The sequence below is a fragment of the Vibrio genomosp. F10 str. ZF-129 genome (assembly GCF_000287055.2).
GTDB lineage: Bacteria > Pseudomonadota > Gammaproteobacteria > Enterobacterales > Vibrionaceae > Vibrio.
Genome location: NZ_AJYQ02000010.1, coordinates 27,848 through 49,577 on the forward strand (window position 1 = coordinate 27,848; position 21,730 = coordinate 49,577).

Consider the following 21,730-nt stretch of genomic DNA (forward strand, 5'->3'; position numbering starts at 1 on the left):
TACGGAAAACTAGTCTATCTGCTTAATCTGTAATTCTTTAGGAACTTCAAAGAACATATTCTCTTCTCTTCCTAGTACGTTTTCTACCGAGCTTGCTCCGAGTTCTTTAATACGATCCAATATTTGATCGACCAGCTCTTCTGGTGCTGATGCGCCAGCGGTCACGCCCACTTTTACTTTTCCATTAAACCATTCTGGCTTAATGTCTTCTGGACAATCTGTCAGGTAACCCGGTGTACCCAGTTTTTCAGCTAATTCTTTCAGACGCGTTGAATTGGATGAATTTTTTGAACCGACGACGACCATCACATCAACATCATTAGCGAGTTCACGAACCGCATCTTGACGATTCTGGGTCGCGTAGCAAATATCATCTTTGCGAGGTCCTTGAATATCTGGGAAGACACGGCGAAGCTCATCAATCACATCAGCGGTTTCATCGACCGACAGCGTCGTTTGACTGACATAGTGAAGATGTGAGGTGTCTTTTACCTTCGCTTTTAACGCTTCAACATCGCTCGGTACTTCAACCAAATACATCCCCCCCTGATTGCTGGCGTATTGCCCCATCGTACCTTCCACTTCAGGGTGCCCAGCATGGCCAATCAGTACCACTTCCATATGCTTACGGCTGGCTCTTGCGACTTCCATATGGACTTTTGTCACCAATGGGCAAGTCGCATCAAAGACGGTTAATTCACGTACTTTAGCTTCTTGTCGAACCGCCTGAGATACACCATGGGCCGAAAAAATGACAATCTGGCCATCTGGCACTTCATCCAGTTCTTCCACAAACACCGCACCGCGCTGCTTTAGCCCTTCGACCACAAAGCGGTTATGCACCACTTCATGACGCACGTATATCGGCGCTTCATAGATTTCAAGTGCGCGTTCCACAATGCTAATGGCACGGTCTACACCGGCACAAAAGCCACGTGGGTTAGCTAAAAGAATTTTCATGTCTTTACTCATGCGAGTTCATCTCAATGTTCGATATTTTACGATAACTTATTCAACAGACAAAATGTCGACTTCGAAGGTCACATCTTGCCCGGCAAGAGGGTGATTAAAATCAACCGTGACAGAGTCGCCCGCGATATCAGTGATAATCCCCGGGATCTCAGCGCCATCAGGGCCAGAGAATGCCATAACCGTCCCCACTTCGACTTCTGCATCACCGACAAACTTTGCTCTGTCCATGTAATGAATATTGTCTGGATTTGGCATGCCGAATGCGTCGATTGCTTTAAGCTCAATGGCCTTTTTCTCTCCCGCTGACAAGCCCACTAAGCGTTGCTCAAAGTTATCACTTAGGCTGCCATCACCAATGATCAATTTTGCAGGTTTCCCCATGTTCTGAGTACTATCGGCTACAGAGCCATCTTGCAGTTTAATGGTGAAATGAAGCGTTACTGCTGAGTCTTTTTTTATGGTCGCCACGTTTCTTCTCTTCCTTGTTGTGTGATCTTGTTGTGTGATAGAAGTGCAGGGTAAACAAAAAGCGCCATCTGAACAACAGACAGCGCTTAGGGTTATTTCAATTTTGAAGGGCTAGGCGAATTTTAAATGGCCTTAATCACGCTTTTTTTGTCTGATTTTTTTTACGAAAACCATCCAATATGATCATAGCCGCACCGATACAAATCGCGGCATCAGCGAGATTGAACGCTGGCCAATGGTAGTTTCCCCAATAGAAATCCAGGTAATCGACAACAAAACCATGAACAATACGATCAAATACATTCCCAACAGCACCACCAATGATCATGGCATAAGCGATATTATTCCACTTCTCGGTTGCGGGTAACTTACTCATCCAGTAAGTGAGCATGCCTGTAACAATAAAGGCGATGGTAGAAAAAAACCAACGCTGCCAACCGGGCTGATCAGCGAGAAAGCTAAAAGCTGCTCCGTAATTGTGTACATGCAATAGATTAAAGAATGGCAAGACCTCGATTCGGTTTGCCCAGCCATACCCCATATGCTCAAGAACAACGAATTTTATGCCTATATCAGCAAAAAAAATGACCATCGCAAGCCATAGCCAACGAACGCCTGAATGTTTTAGTGTGATTGCTTGTTCGTTCATAATCTTCCTAAAAAATAACCCCAGTTGATACTGGGGCTATGAAAACAATAAAAAGTTCACTTATGTTTCAAATGCAAACAAGGTTTATGCGCATAACGGTTATGCGAATTTACGCACTTCACCTTCGCCTTCCACGTTAGACACACAACGGCCACACACTTTCTCATGGCCTTCAATCGTGCCAACATCTGGCGTGTGGTGCCAGCAGCGATCACACTTCTCGGCTTCTGTCGCGGCCACTTCTACAAATAAACCGTCGACTTCGGTGCTATGAGCAGTATCCGTTTTATCCGTCAGTACTTTCACTTCCACTTTGGATGTGAGCAGTACAAAACGAAGTTCATCTTCGAGCTTATTCATTTTCGCCGCTAGTGCATCGTCAGCATAGAGCGTCACTTCCGCTTGCAATGAACCACCAATGGTTTTCTCTTTACGTGCTTCTTCCAATAACTTGTTCACCGCACCACGAACCGCTTGAATTTCAGTCCAGAATTCGTTGTTTAGTTCTTCACCTTCAGAAAGATCACGTAAACCTTGATACCATTCACCTGTGAAGACGAATTTATCACGAGCACCTGGCATTTCATTCCAGATTTCATCGGCAGTGAAAGACATAATCGGAGCCATCCAACGAACCAAGGCTTCAACGATATAGTAAAGGGCCGATTGACAGCTACGTTGAGCGTGACCACCCAGTTTTGCTGTGTATTGGCGATCTTTAATCACATCAAGATAGAAAGACCCCATTTCGATTGAACAGAACTGCATCAGACGCTGAGTCACTGCGTGCGTGTTGTATTCATCGTATGCTTTTACAATTTCTTCTTGTGCAGCAAATGCACGGCCTACGGCCCAACGATCCAATGCAACCATCTCTTCGAGTGGCACTAAATCTGTTTCTGGGTTGAAACCATTTAGGTTCGCTAGGAAAAAACGCGCTGTATTACGGATACGACGGTATGCATCAGCAGAACGTTTTAGAATCTCATCTGAAACGGCCACTTCGCCAGTGTAGTCAGTAGAAGCCACCCATAGGCGTAAAATATCGGCGCCTAGCTTATTAGTGACGTCTTTTGGCGCAACAACGTTACCAATAGATTTAGACATCTTACGGCCGTTACCATCAACAACAAAGCCGTGAGTCAGCACTTGTTTGTAGGGTGCTTCATCTTTCATCGCAATGGATGAGATCAATGAAGATTGGAACCAGCCACGGTGTTGATCCGAACCTTCAAGGTAAAGATCCGCACTATGGCCGTTGTACTCTTCACGAGCATCAACCACAGAGTAGTGTGTAACACCAGAATCAAACCACACATCTAGCGTATCCAGCACTTTTTCGTACTTTTCAGCATCAGCATCGCCCATCAGTTCAGCGGCATCAACATCCCACCACGCTTGAATGCCTTTCTCTTCTACCAATTTCGCTACTTTTTCGATAAGAGCAGGGCTGTCAGGGTGAAGTTCTGCCGTTTCTTTATGAACGAACAGTGCAATTGGCACACCCCAAGTACGTTGACGAGAAACACACCATTCTGGGCGACCTTCAATCATACCCTCGATGCGGCTTTGACCCCACTCAGGCATCCACTCAACACTTTTGATTGACTCTAGTGCTTTTGCTCGTAGGCCAGCTTGATCCATTGAGATGAACCACTGCGGCGTTGCGCGGAAGATGATTGGTGTTTTGTGTCTCCAGCAATGTGGGTAGCTGTGTTCGTACGCGTGATGATGTAAAAGCGCGCCTTTTTCTTTCAATACTTCAAGGACTGAGTCGTTCGCTTTAAAGACATGCTGACCTGCAAATAGCTCTGTATCTGGCAAGTAAACACCGTTAGAGCCAACCGGGTTAGCGACTTCTAGATCGTATTGTTTACCGACCACGAAATCTTCTTGGCCGTGACCTGGAGCGGTGTGGACTACGCCTGTACCAGCATCAGTGGTCACGTGATCACCAAGCACAGCTGGGACACTAAAATCATAGAACGGGTGGTTGAACTGCATGAGTTCAAGCTCTGCACCTGTCGCAAAACCTAGGTTGTGATAATGCTCGATACCCGCGCGATCCATGACGTCTTTTGCCAGTTCAGAAGCCACAATGAGACGTTGCTCTTGCTGCTCACCTTTCGCTTCCACTTGAATCAGAACGTATTCTAGATCGTCTCTCAGACACACTGCGCGGTTAGCCGGTAGTGTCCAAGGTGTCGTTGTCCAGATAACAACTGAGAGTTCACCTTGACCTACATGATCGTTAGCCAGTGTGAACTTTTCAATTAAAGCCGCTTCATCTGCCGCTGCAAATTTCACATCTATCGATGGTGATACTTTATCTTTGTATTCTACTTCTGCTTCAGCAAGTGCACTGCCACAATCCGTACACCAGTGAACAGGTTTAAACCCTTTCAGTAGGTGACCATTGTCGGCAATTTTCCCAAGCGCACGGATGATGTTTGCTTCTGTACCGAAATCCATCGTGCGGTAAGGTTTTTCCCACTCACCCATAATGCCAAGACGTTTGAAGCTCTCTTTTTGACCTTCTACTTGCTGAGCCGCGTATTTACGACACTCTTCGCGGAAATCGGCCGCAGAAATCTTTTGTCCTGGCTTGCCTTTCTTCTTTTCAACCATTAATTCAATTGGAAGACCGTGACAGTCCCAACCTGGAATATAAGGCGCATCAAAGCCAGACAGTGTTTTTGATTTAACAATAATGTCTTTAAGAATCTTGTTTAATGCATGACCAATATGAATATCACCGTTAGCGTACGGAGGGCCGTCATGCAGTATGAACGACTTTTTGCCTTTCTTGGCTTTACGAATTTCACCGTAAAGATCTTCTTTATACCAACGCTTAAGCATTTCTGGCTCGCGGTTTGCTAAATTACCGCGCATTGGAAACCCTGTTTCTGGTAAGTTCAGGGTATTTTTGTAATCACTCATCGATTCTTAATTCCGTTCTATTGGGCGAAGTTAGACATTATGTTAATCGGTGGAATAAACCGATCAACGCTTAAGCTGAAGCAACCACACCCTTGCGGCTTCAGCATCCAATTCTATTTGTTGTTTAAGCGCTTCAAACGACTCAAACTTGTGCTCATTTCTGAGTTTGTGTAACAGTATCACTTCCAACTGTTGACCGTACAAATTGCCATCAAAGTCAAATAAGTGCACTTCTAGCTGTTGACGAATCCCATTCACGGTAGGCCTTTGCCCTATATTCGCCACACCACCAATTCTTTGTTGCCCTAGGCCTAATGCCTGTACCACATAAACACCTGATACGGGCGATACACATCGTTTAAGTGGAATATTTGCCGTTGGGAAGCCTATCGTCCGCCCAAGCTTTCTTCCATGTGATACCCGACCACTGATGCTGTACTCACGTCCTAACATTTCACTGGCCGTATCCAACGCATCGTCGGCTAGCGCGTTACGAATGCCAGTGCTGCTTACACGTTGATGCTGTAAACAAAAGCTGTTGGTGCTGACAACGTCAAAACCAAATTTCTGTCCCGCTTCTTTCAGCATTGAAAAGTCGCCCGTGCGCCCTTTGCCAAAGCAAAAATCATCACCAACAACGAGGTATTTCACCCCAAGCTTATCAACGAGTAAATCTCGTATAAATGCCTCAGCAGACAATGAAGCAAAATAGCGATTAAAGTTTACGCACAGTAACCTGTCTAAATCGAGCTTACTTAGCTGAACATATTTATCCCTTAAGCGGGTTAAACGAGCGGGAGCTCTGTCTTGACTAAACAGTTCCATCGGCTGTGGTTCAAATGTCATCACAACAGAAGGCAGTTCGAGATCATGGGCTTTTTGAGTCACTTGATCTAAGACTTGCTGATGCCCTAAATGAACACCATCAAAATTACCTATCGTTAAGACACAGCCTTTATGCTGAGGCTTAATATTGTGAATACCACGAATTAATTCCATTGGGATGAACTAAATACCTATTTATCAATTACTATGTTATCAATTACTATGCGTGAAACTGACGGATTATATACTAATCAAGTTCACTCTGTCGCTGCTTTTACATCTTTTAAGCGGATACCTAAAGCGAGCAAGGAAAAAATATACACACAAGCCCCGATAGCAATAGCAAGTACTAACATCGTCACTCGCTCACTGAACGCCCACATTAACCACTGTGACATATCGTCTAGGTGCCACAATAACACCGCAACCATCGCGGAACCTGCAATGACAAGCTTGGCTAAAAAGATCATGGTGTGCTTTGTCACTTTATAAACATTATTGATATGCAGACCTCGGTAAAGTAGCGCCATGTTGACAAAAGCCGATAACGCCGTCGCCATTGCGAGCCCAACATACCCATAAAACCATGCGAAAATGGCGTTGAAGAACATATTGGTTACCATCGCTATGATGCCATATTTCACAGGCGTCTTAGTATCTTGACGAGAGTAGTAGCCGGGTGCCAGCACCTTAATTAACATAAAGTTGAGCAAACCAGATGCGTAAGCAAACAAAGATAATGACGCTTGATGGACGTCATGAGGGGTAAATTCACCACGCATAAATAACACCATTAGCATAGGTTTAGCTAATACCATTAAACCTAACATGGCGGGCACACCGAGCAAGGTGACCATGCGGACTCCCCAATCCATCGTATGGGCAAAACCCTCACTTTGCGCATCTACGTGTTTTCTTGATAACGCAGGTAAAATAACCGTCGCAATGGCTATACCAAATAGCCCAAGTGGAAACTCCAGTAAACGGTCGGAATAATAGAGCCAACTGATTGAGCCCGTTGCTAGAAAACTGGCAATAAAAGTATCAAACAGCAAATTAATCTGACTGACCGATACACCAAATAAGGCCGGGATCATTAGGGTACGAATTTTAACGACCCCGGGATCTCTCCAGCCCCATTTAGGTTTAACCAGTACGCCCGCTTTGATTAGAAAAGGCAGTTGAAAAAGAAATTGGACCAATCCACCTAAAAAGACGCCGATAGCCAATCCAATTTCCGGTTGATTCAGCATAGGGGAAATAAAATAAGCCGACCCGATGATCATCACATTGAGAAAGACCGGTGTAAACGAAGAGACCGCAAACTTGCCTAAGGTATTGAGGATGGCGCCTGAAAGTGCAACAAAGGTGATAAACCACAAATATGGGAACGTGATTTTCAGCATAAAGCTCGCTAATTCAAACTTTTCTGCAGAAGGCCCTCCATTTAACCAATCCAAAAACCAACCCGCGCCAAAAAGCGCAGTAATGACTCCCGAACCCAAAACCCCCATTATGGTGACAACAGACACGATAACGCCCAGGGTACCCGAGGCTTTTGCTATCAGCTGTCGAGTTTCATCCATATCACCTTTAGCGTGATACTCCGTCAATACCGGTACAAATGCTTGAGAAAAAGCACCTTCTGCAAATAATCGACGCAAAAAATTGGGGATTTTGTTTGCAAAGAAAAAAACATCAGCGCTGGCTCCTGCGCCCATCAAATTAGCGACAACAACATCACGAACTAACCCTAATACTCGTGAAATCAACGTCATTGCGCTGACAATCATGCCTGATTTTAGAAGACGTTTACTCAAATTAACCTCAATCACCACGGCTAATGCGTCACTATATTCAAGAACAAACATAGAATGCCTGTGTAAGAGAAGATAAGTATTAGCAATGGTATAAAAATACTGTTAGAATCCCCGCCATCTTAACCGCGATAACCTTTTCATACCAAACTTGTTTGGCTTAGATGGGTTTTTGCACAAATCATTTGACAATTAAGCGCAAATAGAGGATATTCCTCGCCCTTAAATTGTCACCGAACTATGTTTTTGGGAGTTAGACCTTGGCAAACAGTAAATCTGCTAAGAAGCGCGCTATCCAAGCTGAGAAACGTCGTCAGCATAACGCTAGCCGTCGCTCTATGATGCGCACTTACATGAAAAAAACGATTGCAGCTATTGAAGCTGGCAATAAAGAAGCTGCAACTGCTGCTCTAGTAGAAGTTACACCACTTCTAGACCGTATGGCGACTAAAGGCCTTATTCATAAGAATAAAGCTGCTCGTCATAAGGCTCGTTTCACAGCTGCAATCAAAGCTCTTTAATTAGAACTCTGATTACTGTGAGAAAAAAACCGGCTTCTGCCGGTTTTTTTATGTCTAAATTATCTCAATTTCAACTTAACTGGTTTCTGGTTCACAATACAAACTATAAAGCAGCTTGATCATCGCCTTCACTTCATCGCTACTCAATGAGTAAAAAACCGTTTGTGCCTCTTTACGTGTGTTGACTAAACCATCACGGCGCAACCAAGCTAGATGTTGAGATAGCGCAGATTGACTTAACTCCAACTGAGAACCTAACTCCCCTACCGATAGTTCATTGGTATGCAATAGGCACAAAATCTGTAGACGCTTTGCATTAGCCATGGCCTTGAGCAAAACAACCGCTTTCGCCGAATTTCGGTCCATATCTTCTAAGTTCATTAGGATTTCTCACTCTATAAACAGCTGTGATAGTCAATTCATCACTGGGTATCGAATAGTATAACGATATGGCGCAATCAACAACTGACAAACTTATGTTTAAACGGCACACCATGATAATCTAATATCATATAAAACATAAGGTTACTTAATCAACTCACCAAAGTCTTCATCACAAATACTTTTAACCGCTGGGTGTTGAATCATTCTTTCTGCAAAAATAATGTAATACTCTTCTTTTAGATCCTCAATAGAACCAATTTTTTTAAGGTGCGTTTTCTCATCCACTTCGTTCCGGTATGTGCTTGGGGCAAGCATGACCGCATCTTGATGCTGGCGAAAGAAGGCTTTCATTAACGCTAAATCATCAAACTCACCTAAAATATTGGGATTGACCCCCTGTCTGTCAAACCACTGTAAAACTTTACGTCCCATTGCGGTTCGACTACCTGGGATCAATAGCTTTATCTCTTCGAGATCCCTTGAAAGCACAATGTTCTGGTCGCCATGGCTATAAAAACTCATGCCTGATTCCCCAAGCTTTTTACTGTATAAGCCCGGACTTTTACCTGAATCGACCGGACAGTCAGAGAGAATCATGTCCAGTTTATGTTGGGAGAGTTGCTCAAGCAGTAATTCATGTGTTGATTCAAAACAACGCAGGTGGATACTGTTATCATTCGGGACGGCACTCAACAAAATCCGACTGACGATATCTTTTGACAAGGCATCAGCTACCCCAACATCAAATAAGATATTAGATCGCTGACTGTAATTAACAATATCAAGCAACTCATAACTCAAACCAAACATTCGATCGGCATATTTAAAAACGAGTTGCCCTAACTCGGTTGGCTCTACACTACGACCATTTCTCTTAGTCAGCTTGCCATCCATCCGCTCTTCAAGGGCTTTAATTTGTCCGGTCACCGTTTGCGGGGTCAAAAAAAGCGCGTCTGCCGCTTTCGTCACTGATCCTTGTTTGCACACCATCCAAAAGTAATAAAGGTGGTTATAGTTTAAATGGTACATTGCATCACCTAGCATAGGAGTTATATCCCTCTATTCTAATCATAATCGCATCGCTGATGCATCTATATTTCGGAAAAACCATTAGTGACTGGTTTTTTTGAATAATATTACCGAAAGTGTATTTTGTTATATTGCAAATTTTATCGGTTTTTTCTGCCTATTAATAAAAAAGTCAAAAAAACACTATCCAGTCACAGAGTTTTAACATCAACAAAAACATCTTAAAATCAACACCTTAAAATAACCTTGGCGCCACAAAAAAAATCAAACCTCGGCTTCATCTCAAAAAGTCTCGCACGCCCCCAAACTGTCATATTAGTGAAATATTTGCCGTCTAGTATCACTCTCAGATTCAACTACAGACCAAAAACACTAAAACGGTCAACGGAGAAAACTATGATGAACCAAGCTACTTCTACAGCAATGCCAAAAGCGGGAACATCCCACTGGCTACGCTGGGCTAACTTGGCATTCATGCTATACCTACTTCTTTTAGCGGTATCAATGGTAGGAAGCGGATTCAAATTGTCGACAGGAGACCATGCAAAGGTATTATTTGAATTTGCATCTCACCCTATCGCTGGTTTAATGATTGGTCTTATCGCCACAGCGCTCATTCAATCATCCAGTACCGTTACTTCCATTATTGTCGGTTTAGTTGCGGGTGGATTACCTGTAGAAACCGCCATCCCTATGGTTATGGGAGCGAATATCGGTACCACAGTCACCAATACCATCGTTAGCTTAGGTCATGTTCGTTGTAAGGTTGAGTTTAAACGAGCCTTTGCAAGTGCCACTATTCATGATTTCTTTAACTTGCTTGCTGTTGCCATATTCCTGCCGTTAGAAATGATGTTCGGTATTCTCGACAAAATTTCACATTGGTTAGTGTCTCCTTTCCTAGCAACCGGTGATCTAAGCATTAAAAGTCTGAACTTTATTAGCCCTATCACTAAGCCAGTGGTCGGTGCAATCAAAGAGCCATTGTCTGCATTTGGTGATGTCACTGCTGGTGTTACATTAATTTTGCTCGGTATTGCGACGATTGTTGTTGCGATTACCGTGATGGGTAAATTAATGAAAAGCCTGATGGTTGGCCGTGCTCGTGAAATTCTAAAGAATGCGATTGGTCGTGGTCCACTGCATGGGATCGCGTCGGGTTCTATCGTGACCATCTTGGTTCAATCTTCATCAACAACCACAAGTCTAATGGTTCCTCTTGTGGGCTCTGGGGTACTTAAAGTTCGTGACATATACCCATTTACCCTAGGTTCAAACATTGGTACGTGTATTACTGCTCTATTAGCTGCTACGGCCGTGTCTGGTGAGTTCGCAGTGTTTGCTCTACAGATTGCATTGGTTCACCTAGTCTTCAATGTCCTCGCTACCGCGTTAATCTATGGTATTCCATTCTTACGAGAGCTTCCTGTTAAAGGTTCTGAGTATATCGCTGAGATGGCAGTAAAGAATAAATGGGTTGTAGCTGGTTACTTGGCAAGCATCTTTGTTGTCATGCCAGGTGCTGTTCTTGCTTTAACGGCTTAAGATAGAAGATAGTTCTACCTTTAAGAACTCGCCGCGGCATCTAGACAAGAAAATACAGTCCAACAAAAAGGCCCCTAAACTCATACCGTTTAGGGGCCTTTTAGTCTCTATCTTTCTAAAACCAATAAAGTAAGTCAACTACACCGAGAACGGGTATTTAATCGCTTCATGGCATTCATAGCCTTCTACCCAAAAATCCTCCAAGGTCACCCAAGTTTCTAAATCTTCTAATGAAGTGATTTTAGGATTAATGTGAAACGTCGCTGGTTTTAAAGGCTCACGCTTTAACTGAATATCACGCATGGGGGCCAATTGATCTTCATAGATGTGTGCGTTTACTATTTTATGATACGCCACGCCCGGCTTCTTACCCGTTATTTGAGCCATCAAAGCAAGAAACACATACACTTGAACCATATTAAAATTCAAGCCAAGAGGAACATCACAAGAGCGCTGGGTACTGTTTAGATACAATGTATCACCCAATAAAGAGAAGTGATGGCTGTACATGCATGGACGCAAGCACCCCATATGAAACTCTCCCGGATTGTAGAAATTTAAAATCTCTCCGCGATCATCGACACCACGCGTAAGGTCATCGACAATCTTACGCAGCTGATCAACACTTCCACCATCTGGCTTTGCCCAAGATCGCCCTTGTACACCGTACACACGCCCCATATCGTCTTCGCCTTTACGATATGAATTATTGAGCCATGCTTGATTTAAATTAGCATTAGCATCCCATGTTTTCGTGCCTAGTTTCCTGAAGTCTTCAGCGTTATCATAACCACGAATATACCCAAGTAATTCCGCTACCGCAGACTTCCAAAAACTCTTTCGTGTTGTCACCAGAGGGAATTGATTATTTTGAACATCATACTCTAGGTCAGCATTAATCACCGTCAAACAACGCTTACCTGTCCTTTCGTTTTCAATCCAAGTTCCTTCATCGACGATGCGATGACAAAGTTCTAAATATTGGTTCACGTTTAATCCTTACTTTACTGCTGCGTTATCGTTGAACTGACCACGCTTGTAAGCCCATACCATCATTAAACCACCAACAATGATCATTGGTAGTGATAAAATCTGCCCCATTGAAATGAAATCGCCAAACAAGCCAATATGCGCATCGGGTTCACGAACGTATTCAACGAGGAAGCGGAAGCTACCATAACCAATCAAAAAGAGGCCAGATACCGATCCAAGCGGTCTTGGTTTCTTAATAAACCAGTTCAAGATAAAGAACAGCACAATGCCTTCTAGTGCCATTTCATATAGCTGTGAAGGGTGACGCGGCAAAGGACCACCATTCGGGAAAACAATACCCCAAGGCGCATCAGTGACGCGACCCCACAACTCACTGTTCATAAAGTTACCCAGACGGCCCATCCCTAGACCAAACGGAACCAGCGGTGCAATAAAGTCAGCGACACCAAAAAATGTACGGCCATTCTTTTTCGCATACCAAAACATCGCGCCGATAACACCGAGTAACCCACCATGGAATGACATTCCACCGGTCCACACCTTAAATAGGTATAAGGGATCTTGAAGAAATATTTCAAAGTTATAAAACAGGACGTAACCAACACGACCACCAACCACAACCCCTAAAAAACCTGCAAATAATAAGTCGGAAACTTGCTCACGTGTCCAGCCGCTATTCGGTTTATCTGCACGGCGGTTCGCGAGCCACATAGCAAAAGCAAAACCCACTAAATACATGAGCCCATACCAGCGGATAGAAATGGGACCTAATGAAAAAAGGACAGGATCGATATTAGGAAACTGGATTAATCCCTGAGACATAGAAGAGTACTCTTATTTTTATTGATTGATTATAAACTGAGACGAGATTACAGCAGCATAGTTCCTGCGACAAATATTAAAAAGACCGCGAACACCTTTTTTAGCATCACAGTAGGTAAGGTACTCGCCAGCTTAGCTCCTATCTTTGTTGTAAACATAGAGGTAGAGGCAATCGCGACAAGAGCAGGTAAATAGACATACCCAATACTATAATCAGGCAAACCTTCTAAATTGTATCCATGCAAAATAAAGCCGATCATGCCAGAAATCGCAATCATACAACCACAGACGGATGAAGAACCGACCGCTTTACGCATCTCAATACCATGACGACTCAAAAATGGGACGGATAATGAACCGCCGCCGATCCCTGCCAGACTTGAAATGACACCGATACCAGAACCGCACAGTAATGTTACCCCGCTGCTAGGCATTTTCTTTGTCTTGGTGGACTTTACCGAAATCAGCATTTGAATGGCTAATAGAGTCACAATGCCAGCAAAAATCTTAGGGAGGTACTCTGTGGGTACCCACTCGGCAATATAGGTACCGAAAAAGCCACCAAAGATCACTCCTGGCATCAGCCATTTAATGATGAACATATCAACATTGCCGAGCTTTAAATGGTTTAAAGCCGAAGAGCCTGACGTTAAAATAATCGTTGCCAGAGACGTCGCTAACGCAACCAACATAACGCTTTCCGCGCCAATACCAATGGAAGGCAAAATATAAAGAAGAGCAGGAACGACGATCAGCCCTCCGCCGATCCCTAATAAACCCGCCATTACACCAACAAAAGCACCCAGTAAAACCAACAGAAATAACAATTCTATATGCACAACAACCTCTATTTTTTGCCTGCTCGGATAAACCCAGCAAAACCTCTATCTTCAAAATGCGATGACATCATAGTATAGATGTCTTTCCCATACGCTTTCATTAAGGCTTTATTAGCAAATTGTTTTAATTCAGTCGTTTCAGAGTGACGCAATAAATACTTAACCTTTGCCACGTTAGAGGTATTCATACTCAGTGAGGTATATCCTAAGCCAACAAGCAAGAGACAACCAATAGGATCCCCTGCTAACTCACCACAAACACAAACTGGCAGCTTTAAGCGGTCACAAGTATCATAAATATGTTTCAGCGCCATGATCACAGATGGATGGAATGACTCATACACATCAGCAACTCTTGAATTATTACGATCAACGGCAAGAAGGTATTGCGTTAAGTCGTTGGTACCAACCGATACAAAATCAATTTTCTTAGCGATAAGAGGAAGTAAGTAAAGCATCGAAGGCACTTCGATCATGATCCCGACTTTTGGCATACGGATACTTTCATCAACCTTAGACACTTCTTTATACGCTTGCCTTATTAATAATAACGCATCATCCAGCTCCTGAGCACTCGCTATCATTGGTAACAATATACTGAGATTATGATGCTCGGTGCTTGCGCGTAACATCGCTCGAATCTGAATCAGAAAGATATCTGGATGATCTAAGGTAAATCGAATGCCTCGCCAACCTAAGAAAGGATTGTCCTCTTCTATAGGCAAATAAGGTAAAGCTTTGTCCCCTCCTACATCCAAGGTTCTCATCACGACACGCTTATTAGGGTACGTACTTAAAACACTACGATACTGCTGTATCTGTTCATCTTCTGATGGAAAGCGATGCTGGAGCAAAAAAGAAATCTCGGTTCGATATAGACCAACACCATCAACGCCCTGATTGATCGCAATATTAGTATCGGCACTGAGCCCCGCATTCAATAACATTTCAATGCGATACCCATCGGCTGTCATCGCGGGTTTATCCGAGCCTTTGCTGACCATGGATGTCAGTTCACGCTCTTCGTTAGCTAATGCACGGTATTCTTTTAACAGCTGTTTACTCGGTGAAACTAAAACCTTTCCACTATATCCATCAACGATACCGCGTTTACCATTTATCTCTGTCAGATTCAGGCTTAATCCCATCACCGCAGGAATGCCAAGGGCGCGAGACAAAATCGCGGCATGAGAATTCGCAGCACCATCTAACGCGACAACCGCAAGTAACTTATCTTTGGGGATAGATGCTAAGATGGAAGCAGTCAGTTCCCTAACAACCAAAATGACTGGTTTTTCAAGATGCTGCTGCTCTTTCTGAGTGTTGTACAAAAAAAACAGTAAGCGCTGACCTAACTCACGAATATCCTGTGCTCGTTCTCTTAAATAAACATCAGACATTCGCGCAAAACGATTGGAATAAGACTCGACGACCTGCCTAAGGGCCCAATCGGCTTTATCCCCTTTCTGAATATGACTTTTTAAGTCTTTTCGCAGCATTGGATCGTTGAGCAAGTGAGTAAACAGATCAAAAATCGCTAACGTTTCTTTGTTTATATCACCATGCAGTTTTTTTCTCATCCGGCCAAAGTCGTTAAGAGCATCTTCAATGGCCACCATCAACCATTCTTGCTCTTGACTCACGTTAATGTTGGAGGCCGGATGAACATCAGACAACTGAGGTTGAGCGTCATCCCACCAAAACTCACCAATAGCGACACCGGAAGAGGCAGGATTACCTATATTAACGTGCTGTTTTTTTTCAAGACTCCAATGCCCTTGCGTTTGTGCATGAGCAATAATCACAGCAAGCTGGGCAGCCAGTGTGACTAAAAAGGATTCTTCAATTTCGTTAAATAAACGGGAGGACTTTTGTTGAACAACGAGAACACCCAGTACCTGCTTGCGATAAATAATCGGTGTACCAAGAAAACTGTGGTAAATCTGCTCTCCTAACTCAGGAAAGAGTTTAAAATTGGCATGCTGAGAAGCATTCGCAATATTGATAGGTTCGGCACTACGCTTAACTAATCCGACAAGGCCTTCATTATAGTTAATATGGATTTTGTCGCCTGAAAACTCCAGTCCTTGAGTCGCCATCAGCTCTAAGCGACTTCGCTCTTCATTAGCAAGATAGATAGTGCAGCACTCTGTTTCCATAGCGCTGCATGTTTGCTTAACTAAAATATCAAACGCTTGATAGACATCATCAACTTTTGATACCTGTTCAACTATTTCCCTTAGTTGAGAAAGCATAACGATTCTACCCTCTTTTAAACTTCCGCTTACCTTTTAGTTTTCGCTCTTTGAATGGCATCGCCATTGAAGCGAATTCTTTCATCGCTCGACGATACACATCCCGCTTAAACGAAACGACTTGTCTTACTGGGTACCAATAACTTACCCAACGCCAACCATCAAATTCAGGGGTGCTACCGCGCTGCATATCTATCTGTGATTCATCACAGTCTAAGCGCAATAAAAACCATTTCTGTTTTTGTCCGATACAGACAGGCTTTGAATCCCAACGAACTAAGCGTTTTGGCAATTTATATCTGAGCCAATGACGACTTGTTGCTACGATTTTCACGTCTTTTTTTGTTAGACCAACCTCTTCATAGAGCTCTCTGAACATTGCCTGCTCAGCCGTTTCTCCGTCATCAATCCCCCCTTGAGGAAATTGCCATGAATGTTGTCCGTATCGTTTAGCCCAGAAGACCTGACCATGGTTGTTACAGATTACAATTCCCACATTTAAGCGGTAACCATCGCCATCTATCACTGGCCAACCTCGAATAATATCTTTAATTACAGTGATTTTTCCACATATCCCCAACAGGAGCAAACTTACTAGTGTGATTAGCACGTGATTTATTGGTAACAACCCCTAACATGGATAACTTCTAAGCCCAGGGGCACTTATCAACATCACAATGAGACCTAAGCCACATTTATTCACCTTTTCTGTGAATAACCGTGTGAAGAAAGTCATTAATACAGATCATTTCGTATTAAAAACTATCATGCCAACATAGTTCCAACCATTAAAATACGGGTATAAGTTAATAAAAATCATAACGTTAAATAAACAATCATGAGTAAAAATAAACTATTGATGTTTATTTTCTTACCCTAAAAACAACATGGTCAAAGATCATCCAACCAGAGTCTTATCCACAAAAAAATCATTTAATATTGGCGGAATGGCGAATAACAAGTCTTAATTGATCTTAAAAGCACTGATCATTTGTACATAATCATGAATTAACACTTAAAAACAGCCATCCCTGTGGATAAGTTGATAAGTGATGATCTTTTCTCCTGGGTGAATACTTATTCCCCATTACGAATCAAAAACACATTTGTTATGATAACGATCTTTACACTCCCGTTAGCGACCTTATGAAGCCTGAACCCATCTCTGAAAACGAACTACTCACTCGAGCCAATGCGATTGCGGGTCTTTCTTTAAAAGATCTCGCTGATGAAGCTAATATCCTTGTCCCTGAAGACCTGAAGAGAGACAAAGGCTGGGTAGGTCAATTATTAGAATGGCACTTAGGAGCAACAGCAGGAAGCAAACCTCAACAAGACTTTGAAACTCTGGGTATAGAGCTGAAAAGTATCCCTATTGGCTATAACGGTAAACCACTTGAAACAACCTTTGTCTGTGTGGCTCCTCTTGTTGGTGTTCATGGTTTAAGTTGGGAGCACAGCCATGTCAGAAATAAGCTATCAAGAGTTCTTTGGATCCCCGTAGAAGGAGAAAGAGAAATCCCATTAGCGGAACGACGAGTAGGATCCCCTCTAATCTGGTCTCCATCAGAAGAGGAAGAGCAGCAACTTAAAGCCGATTGGGAAGAATTAATGGAACTGATTGTTCTAGGCCGAGTAGAACAGATCACCGCGAAACACGGCGAAGTGTTGCAACTCAGACCAAAAGCCGCCCATGGCCGAGTGTTAACCGATGCGTTCGGCTCTAGTGGTAAACGGATAAAAACTCGCCCGCGGGGGTTTTATCTTCGGACTCAATTTACATCGGCAATTCTCGATAAATACTTTATTTAACGACGTGTTTATTGAACAGAGTCTTTATTTAAAGTAAGTAACAGCACAGTCAATGCATCGCCAACGATAGCTCAATATCACAGTATGAAATGCCCCCTTCACGACCAAACTCGTCATAGGCATTATGTAACCTTAGGTACGCTTTATCGATACCCAATCGGACCAACTCTTCTTTGACTAGCTCTAGAGAGTCAAAGTGCATGGGATCGTCATCTTGTTTGAGTGGCTCCAATTTGTGCTTATATTCGACGGCTATTTGATACTGAGATAAATCAGAGCATCCTATTACAAACACCTTAGGGGCCTGGTATGAATCCTTGTGATATCCATGAATCCATTTATCTAATTGTCTTTTCTGCATATACGCACCTCCAATTATCATTCTAGACAAAGCTGGCATTTTTGCGAATTCTTGCCCTAATCCATTTGATCCGTAGAGGGATTCACATATATTGGTAAAACAACGATACGATGAACAAGGAAGTACTATGCAGTACACAAAGTTGCCACACTCGAGTTTAGAGATCAGTAAAATCTGCCTCGGTACGATGACCTTTGGAGAGCAAAATACTCAAGCGGATGCGTGCAATCAACTGGATTATGCATTGGAAAGAGGGGTCAACTTTATTGATACGGCTGAGATGTATCCCGTTCCACCAAAAGCATCAACACAAGGTCTTACCGAAAGTTATATTGGACACTGGCTTAAGCAATCTTCTAAACGAGAGAAAGTGGTTCTGGCTACGAAAGTTGCAGGCCCACGGAACGTTCCATACATCCGCGATAATATGAAACTTGATCGTCGTAATATTCATCTGGCGATCGACGATAGTTTAAAACGACTGCAAACAGATTACATCGATCTCTATCAGCTGCACTGGCCTCAACGAAACACCAATTGTTTTGGGCAACTCAACTACCCTGACAGCGCTGAGCAAGAAGAAGTCACACTGATCGAAACCCTAGAAGCGATGTCTGAATTAGTAAAAGCAGGAAAGATTCGTTATATCGGGGTCTCGAATGAAACACCATGGGGTGTCATGAGCTTGCTCAAACTAGCAGAAAAACATGACCTACCCAGAATTGTATCGATACAAAACCCATACAACTTACTCAATCGCAGCTTTGAAATCGGCCTGTCAGAAATCAGTCACAATGAGGGCGTAAAGCTGTTGGCGTATTCCCCTCTCGCTTTTGGTTGCCTTAGTGGAAAGTACCTTAACAACCAAAAACCGACAGATGCTCGATGCACTTTATTTGAACGTTTTGTCCGTTACTTTACGCCACAAGGAATCGCTGCAACCCAAGCGTATGTCGACCTTGCTCATCAATATTCGCTTGATCCAGCTCAAATGGCTCTTGCGTATGTAAACCAACGTCCATTTGTTGCTTCTAATATCATTGGTGCTACCAATATCAATCAGTTAAAAATGAATATAGACAGTTTAGATGTTGTACTTACTGACGAATTACTTCGAGAGATACAAGAGGTTGGTACGACTTACTCCAACCCTTGTCCTTAGTGTTTCATAGGGGTAGGTGAAGTGCCTACCCCATTATCTACGTTGGTATTCGCGTGCTTAATACACGACGAAGGTGACGAACTCGACGTTCAGCTTTGACGGCTTCAGGCTCTGAAAATCCAATAGGTCTTCCATCGCTTTCTAATCCTATATCACGTAATAGATGGGTATTTTCCCAAGGAATATCGTAGCTGCTGTGACGAATTTTTCTCTTCCACTCACGTTCTTCACGCTTAAGATCCGCTCTAACGAGTAATGTGGCGAGTTTTAAATAAACAGAATGGCGCATAATAGTTCTCCAGTTAAGAATAGTAGCTGGGGAAAGGGCGCAAAGAGAATAGGGGTTGTGACTCTTATTAAGCTGCCATTTCCGCAGCCTAACAAGGTTACGAATTAATTATTAGTAGATGTCATGCGATCGGCTGCCATAGCCATGATGTTATGGCAGGCGTACAAAGCCTTGAGCTCAATACGATCGAGATCGGTACAAACACATTGAATGATGGATAAATGTTTCATCTGTACCTCCTAACTAAATAATAAATCCGAAGAAAATTGTGTAGCAGAGTCTCTGCTCACGATTAAATTCTATGCAATTGAGATAATAATTCAACCATTATAAATTGATTAATAAAAAAACAATGTATTCCTCCATTTAGAACGCTATGCCACTAAAAAACCAACACATTCACACAGTGAATAACAAATAATCAACATAATGATGTATAAAAAAAGCCACAATGACTACGTTGTGGCTTTAATACATTCTAATTCAGCTTGTTATGCTTAAGACATCGCATCTTCTGTGATCAAATTATGTTTGTTCAATAACCGGTACATAGTAGCACGCGATACTCCGAGCTCTTTTGCAGCAATCGATACTTGCCCCGAGTGAGACTCTAACACCAATAAGAGTGCGTCTCTTTCACTGCGCTCTCGAATGCTCTTTAAACTACGTCGACCATCATGTCGTTTCGGCAGATCCAATTGAGACTCGTCGATCATAACGTTATCAGACATCAAGACAATGCGTTTGATTTGATTCATTAGCTCTCGTACATTTCCTGGCCAGTGATAACGTGTTAAGTCTCTGATCGCATCTTCAGAAAAACTTCGAGCTTGAGCATTAAATTCTTTTGAATACTCTTGCAGGAAATGGCGAGCAAGTAGAGCAACATCGCCCGCTCTTTCTTTTATGCTAGGGACATTAATCCGCAGCACATTAATGTAGTGATAGAGTTCTTCATTAAAATCACCATCAATCAGTGCTTTTTCGATATCAGAAGAATTCGCCGCTAAAATTCTCACATCCACTTCTTTACGGCCATCAGGCGTATCCACGACCCCTTCTTGTAAAAAACGCAGTAAATTCAATTGCTGTGACTTAGGTAAGGTTAAAATATCGTTCAGCAGAATCGTGCCACCGTCCGCCTTTTCAAGCATCGATACTTGAGTACCATCTTCTTGGTTAATGCCAAAAAAATCACACTCAATACGTCTTTCTGACATAGCACGACAATTCACCGAAATAAATTCTTGTTGAGATCGTGCTGATGTCTTGTGCACCGCCTTTGCAACGGTCTCCTTACCCGTACCACTTTCCCCGTAGATCAAAATGGATACGTCCGTTGGGCCAACACGTTTGATTTGATCTCGTAGGCGTTTCATTGGAATCGAATCACCAATAAGCCCCATATCACTCATTGAGCCATAATTTGGCCACACTTTTTTCTCGAGTTTTAACATACCAAGTTGGTGTCCTATGGTATTCAAAAGCTGAGCGTCAGGGATAGGAGAAGTGAAAAAATCAATACAGAAGTTAACAATAAACTGGCAAATGGTATCAGAGCTCAGTTGTGATTCACGGATAAATGCAAGCCAACGAACTTGCTTGTGCTTACTGACTAAGTTAGCGATACCATTGAGACTAAACTCGTCATGACTCAAGTCCACAATGCCGATACATGGGCCGGTCTCACTAAAAAGCGCATCAGCCTTACGTAAATCTGCACATGAAGTACAACGCCAACCAACTTGCTCTAGTACCGAAAGCCAGGGTTCATGTGTCCCACCAACAACGACAAGTGAACCTGGGACAGAATCCATACGGAATTGGCTACCCATTATTATGTTCCTTATATTGATTTTTTAAATTTATATCTAAGCCGTGAATACCTAACGGTAGTAGCCGTTACATTATCGAGACTGGCCGAGATAATCTGTCTCAATACTTAGACTAGGCCCCGAATAATCATTTATACAACTATTTTGGTCACATACATTCAAGTTAACTATAAAATCACGCGCATAAAACCATAATCTTCGTTAATTTCGAC

Annotated in this window: 21 protein-coding genes; 4 read left to right on the top strand and 17 right to left on the bottom strand. The window is 42.9% G+C overall.

All coding sequences use genetic code 11. The features are described from left to right. Positions 1-9 precede the first annotated feature (9 nt). The 6 genes from ispH to murJ form a co-directional block, all read right to left on the bottom strand. Positions 10-972, bottom strand: coding sequence for a 4-hydroxy-3-methylbut-2-enyl diphosphate reductase (gene ispH / locus A1QO_RS01415; RefSeq protein ID WP_017039771.1), 963 nt, complete (start codon positions 970-972; stop codon positions 10-12). 36 nt (positions 973-1,008) lie between these two features. Then, positions 1,009-1,440 carry an FKBP-type peptidyl-prolyl cis-trans isomerase gene (gene fkpB, locus A1QO_RS01420; protein WP_017039770.1) on the bottom strand — a complete coding sequence of 144 codons (432 nt, stop codon included), beginning with the start codon at positions 1,438-1,440 and terminating at the stop codon, positions 1,009-1,011. A gap of 136 nt (positions 1,441-1,576) precedes the next feature. Further along, complete coding sequence (lspA, locus tag A1QO_RS01425; RefSeq protein WP_017035461.1) at positions 1,577-2,089, bottom strand: signal peptidase II; 513 nt, start codon at positions 2,087-2,089, stop codon at positions 1,577-1,579. 99 nt (positions 2,090-2,188) lie between these two features. Continuing rightward, on the bottom strand, positions 2,189-5,029 hold the full coding sequence (ileS, locus tag A1QO_RS01430; RefSeq protein ID WP_017039769.1) for an isoleucine--tRNA ligase: 2,841 nt from the start codon (positions 5,027-5,029) through the stop codon (positions 2,189-2,191). A gap of 63 nt (positions 5,030-5,092) precedes the next feature. After that, positions 5,093-6,028 (bottom strand): bifunctional riboflavin kinase/FAD synthetase, encoded by a 936-nt coding sequence (gene ribF / locus A1QO_RS01435; RefSeq protein ID WP_017036894.1) that lies wholly within the window; start codon positions 6,026-6,028, stop codon positions 5,093-5,095. A gap of 83 nt (positions 6,029-6,111) precedes the next feature. Beyond that, positions 6,112-7,674: a murein biosynthesis integral membrane protein MurJ gene (murJ, locus tag A1QO_RS01440; RefSeq protein WP_038131806.1), complete on the bottom strand. Its 1,563-nt coding sequence runs from the start codon at positions 7,672-7,674 to the stop codon at positions 6,112-6,114. 257 nt (positions 7,675-7,931) lie between these two features. On the opposite strand from murJ, the gene rpsT reads away from it, so the two are divergent. Next, positions 7,932-8,192 carry a 30S ribosomal protein S20 gene (gene rpsT, locus A1QO_RS01445; RefSeq protein WP_017035465.1) on the top strand — a complete coding sequence of 87 codons (261 nt, stop codon included), beginning with the start codon at positions 7,932-7,934 and terminating at the stop codon, positions 8,190-8,192. Between the two features lie 75 nt (positions 8,193-8,267). Here rpsT and A1QO_RS01450 read toward each other — a convergent pair whose 3' ends face one another. Continuing rightward, positions 8,268-8,573: an ArsR/SmtB family transcription factor gene (locus A1QO_RS01450; protein WP_017035466.1), complete on the bottom strand. Its 306-nt coding sequence runs from the start codon at positions 8,571-8,573 to the stop codon at positions 8,268-8,270. Between the two features lie 144 nt (positions 8,574-8,717). Further along, a complete protein-coding gene (gene nhaR, locus A1QO_RS01455; protein WP_026026881.1) occupies positions 8,718-9,605 on the bottom strand; it encodes a transcriptional activator NhaR in 888 nt (295 codons plus the stop codon). Positions 9,606-10,001: 396 nt separating this feature from the next. Between nhaR and A1QO_RS01460 the strand changes: the two genes are divergently transcribed. Next, positions 10,002-11,150, top strand: a complete 1,149-nt coding sequence (locus A1QO_RS01460) for a Na/Pi symporter (RefSeq protein ID WP_017035468.1) — start codon at positions 10,002-10,004, stop codon at positions 11,148-11,150. A 138-nt stretch (positions 11,151-11,288) separates the two neighbouring features. Here the strand turns inward: A1QO_RS01460 and A1QO_RS01465 are convergent, their stop codons facing one another. Genes A1QO_RS01465 through rppH form a run of 5 tightly spaced genes read right to left on the bottom strand, consistent with a single transcriptional unit; the run spans position 11,289 to position 16,585 of the window. After that, positions 11,289-12,140 (bottom strand): thymidylate synthase, encoded by an 852-nt coding sequence (locus A1QO_RS01465; protein ID WP_017035469.1) that lies wholly within the window; start codon positions 12,138-12,140, stop codon positions 11,289-11,291. 9 nt (positions 12,141-12,149) lie between these two features. Then, a complete protein-coding gene (gene lgt / locus A1QO_RS01470) occupies positions 12,150-12,965 on the bottom strand; it encodes a prolipoprotein diacylglyceryl transferase (protein ID WP_017035470.1) in 816 nt (271 codons plus the stop codon). A gap of 47 nt (positions 12,966-13,012) precedes the next feature. Then, positions 13,013-13,804, bottom strand: a complete 792-nt coding sequence (locus A1QO_RS01475) for a sulfite exporter TauE/SafE family protein (RefSeq protein WP_017037720.1) — start codon at positions 13,802-13,804, stop codon at positions 13,013-13,015. A gap of 8 nt (positions 13,805-13,812) precedes the next feature. Then, positions 13,813-16,059 carry a phosphoenolpyruvate--protein phosphotransferase gene (ptsP, locus tag A1QO_RS01480; RefSeq protein ID WP_017037721.1) on the bottom strand — a complete coding sequence of 749 codons (2,247 nt, stop codon included), beginning with the start codon at positions 16,057-16,059 and terminating at the stop codon, positions 13,813-13,815. A gap of 7 nt (positions 16,060-16,066) precedes the next feature. Next, a complete protein-coding gene (gene rppH / locus A1QO_RS01485; protein ID WP_026026578.1) occupies positions 16,067-16,585 on the bottom strand; it encodes an RNA pyrophosphohydrolase in 519 nt (172 codons plus the stop codon). Positions 16,586-17,205: 620 nt separating this feature from the next. Between rppH and mutH the strand changes: the two genes are divergently transcribed. Further along, positions 17,206-17,871, top strand: a complete 666-nt coding sequence (gene mutH / locus A1QO_RS01490; protein WP_017035474.1) for a DNA mismatch repair endonuclease MutH — start codon at positions 17,206-17,208, stop codon at positions 17,869-17,871. 49 nt (positions 17,872-17,920) lie between these two features. On the opposite strand, the gene A1QO_RS01495 is transcribed toward mutH, so the two are convergent. After that, complete coding sequence (locus A1QO_RS01495; RefSeq protein ID WP_017035475.1) at positions 17,921-18,232, bottom strand: DUF6482 family protein; 312 nt, start codon at positions 18,230-18,232, stop codon at positions 17,921-17,923. A gap of 127 nt (positions 18,233-18,359) precedes the next feature. Here A1QO_RS01495 and A1QO_RS01500 point away from each other — a divergent pair, with 127 nt between their 5' ends. Then, the gene (locus A1QO_RS01500) at positions 18,360-19,394 is read left to right on the top strand and encodes an NADP(H)-dependent aldo-keto reductase (RefSeq protein ID WP_017040251.1); all 1,035 of its coding nucleotides are present in this window, start codon (positions 18,360-18,362) and stop codon (positions 19,392-19,394) included. 37 nt (positions 19,395-19,431) lie between these two features. Here A1QO_RS01500 and A1QO_RS01505 read toward each other — a convergent pair whose 3' ends face one another. The 3 genes from A1QO_RS01505 to vpsR all read right to left on the bottom strand — a co-directional run bounded on the left by A1QO_RS01505 (position 19,432) and on the right by vpsR (position 21,518). Beyond that, a complete protein-coding gene (locus A1QO_RS01505) occupies positions 19,432-19,683 on the bottom strand; it encodes a hypothetical protein (RefSeq protein ID WP_017035477.1) in 252 nt (83 codons plus the stop codon). Between the two features lie 104 nt (positions 19,684-19,787). Beyond that, a complete protein-coding gene (locus A1QO_RS20695) occupies positions 19,788-19,913 on the bottom strand; it encodes a hypothetical protein (RefSeq protein WP_017035478.1) in 126 nt (41 codons plus the stop codon). A gap of 267 nt (positions 19,914-20,180) precedes the next feature. Next, the gene (gene vpsR, locus A1QO_RS01510; RefSeq protein ID WP_017035479.1) at positions 20,181-21,518 is read right to left on the bottom strand and encodes a cyclic-di-GMP-binding transcriptional regulator VpsR; all 1,338 of its coding nucleotides are present in this window, start codon (positions 21,516-21,518) and stop codon (positions 20,181-20,183) included. Positions 21,519-21,730 lie beyond the last annotated feature (212 nt).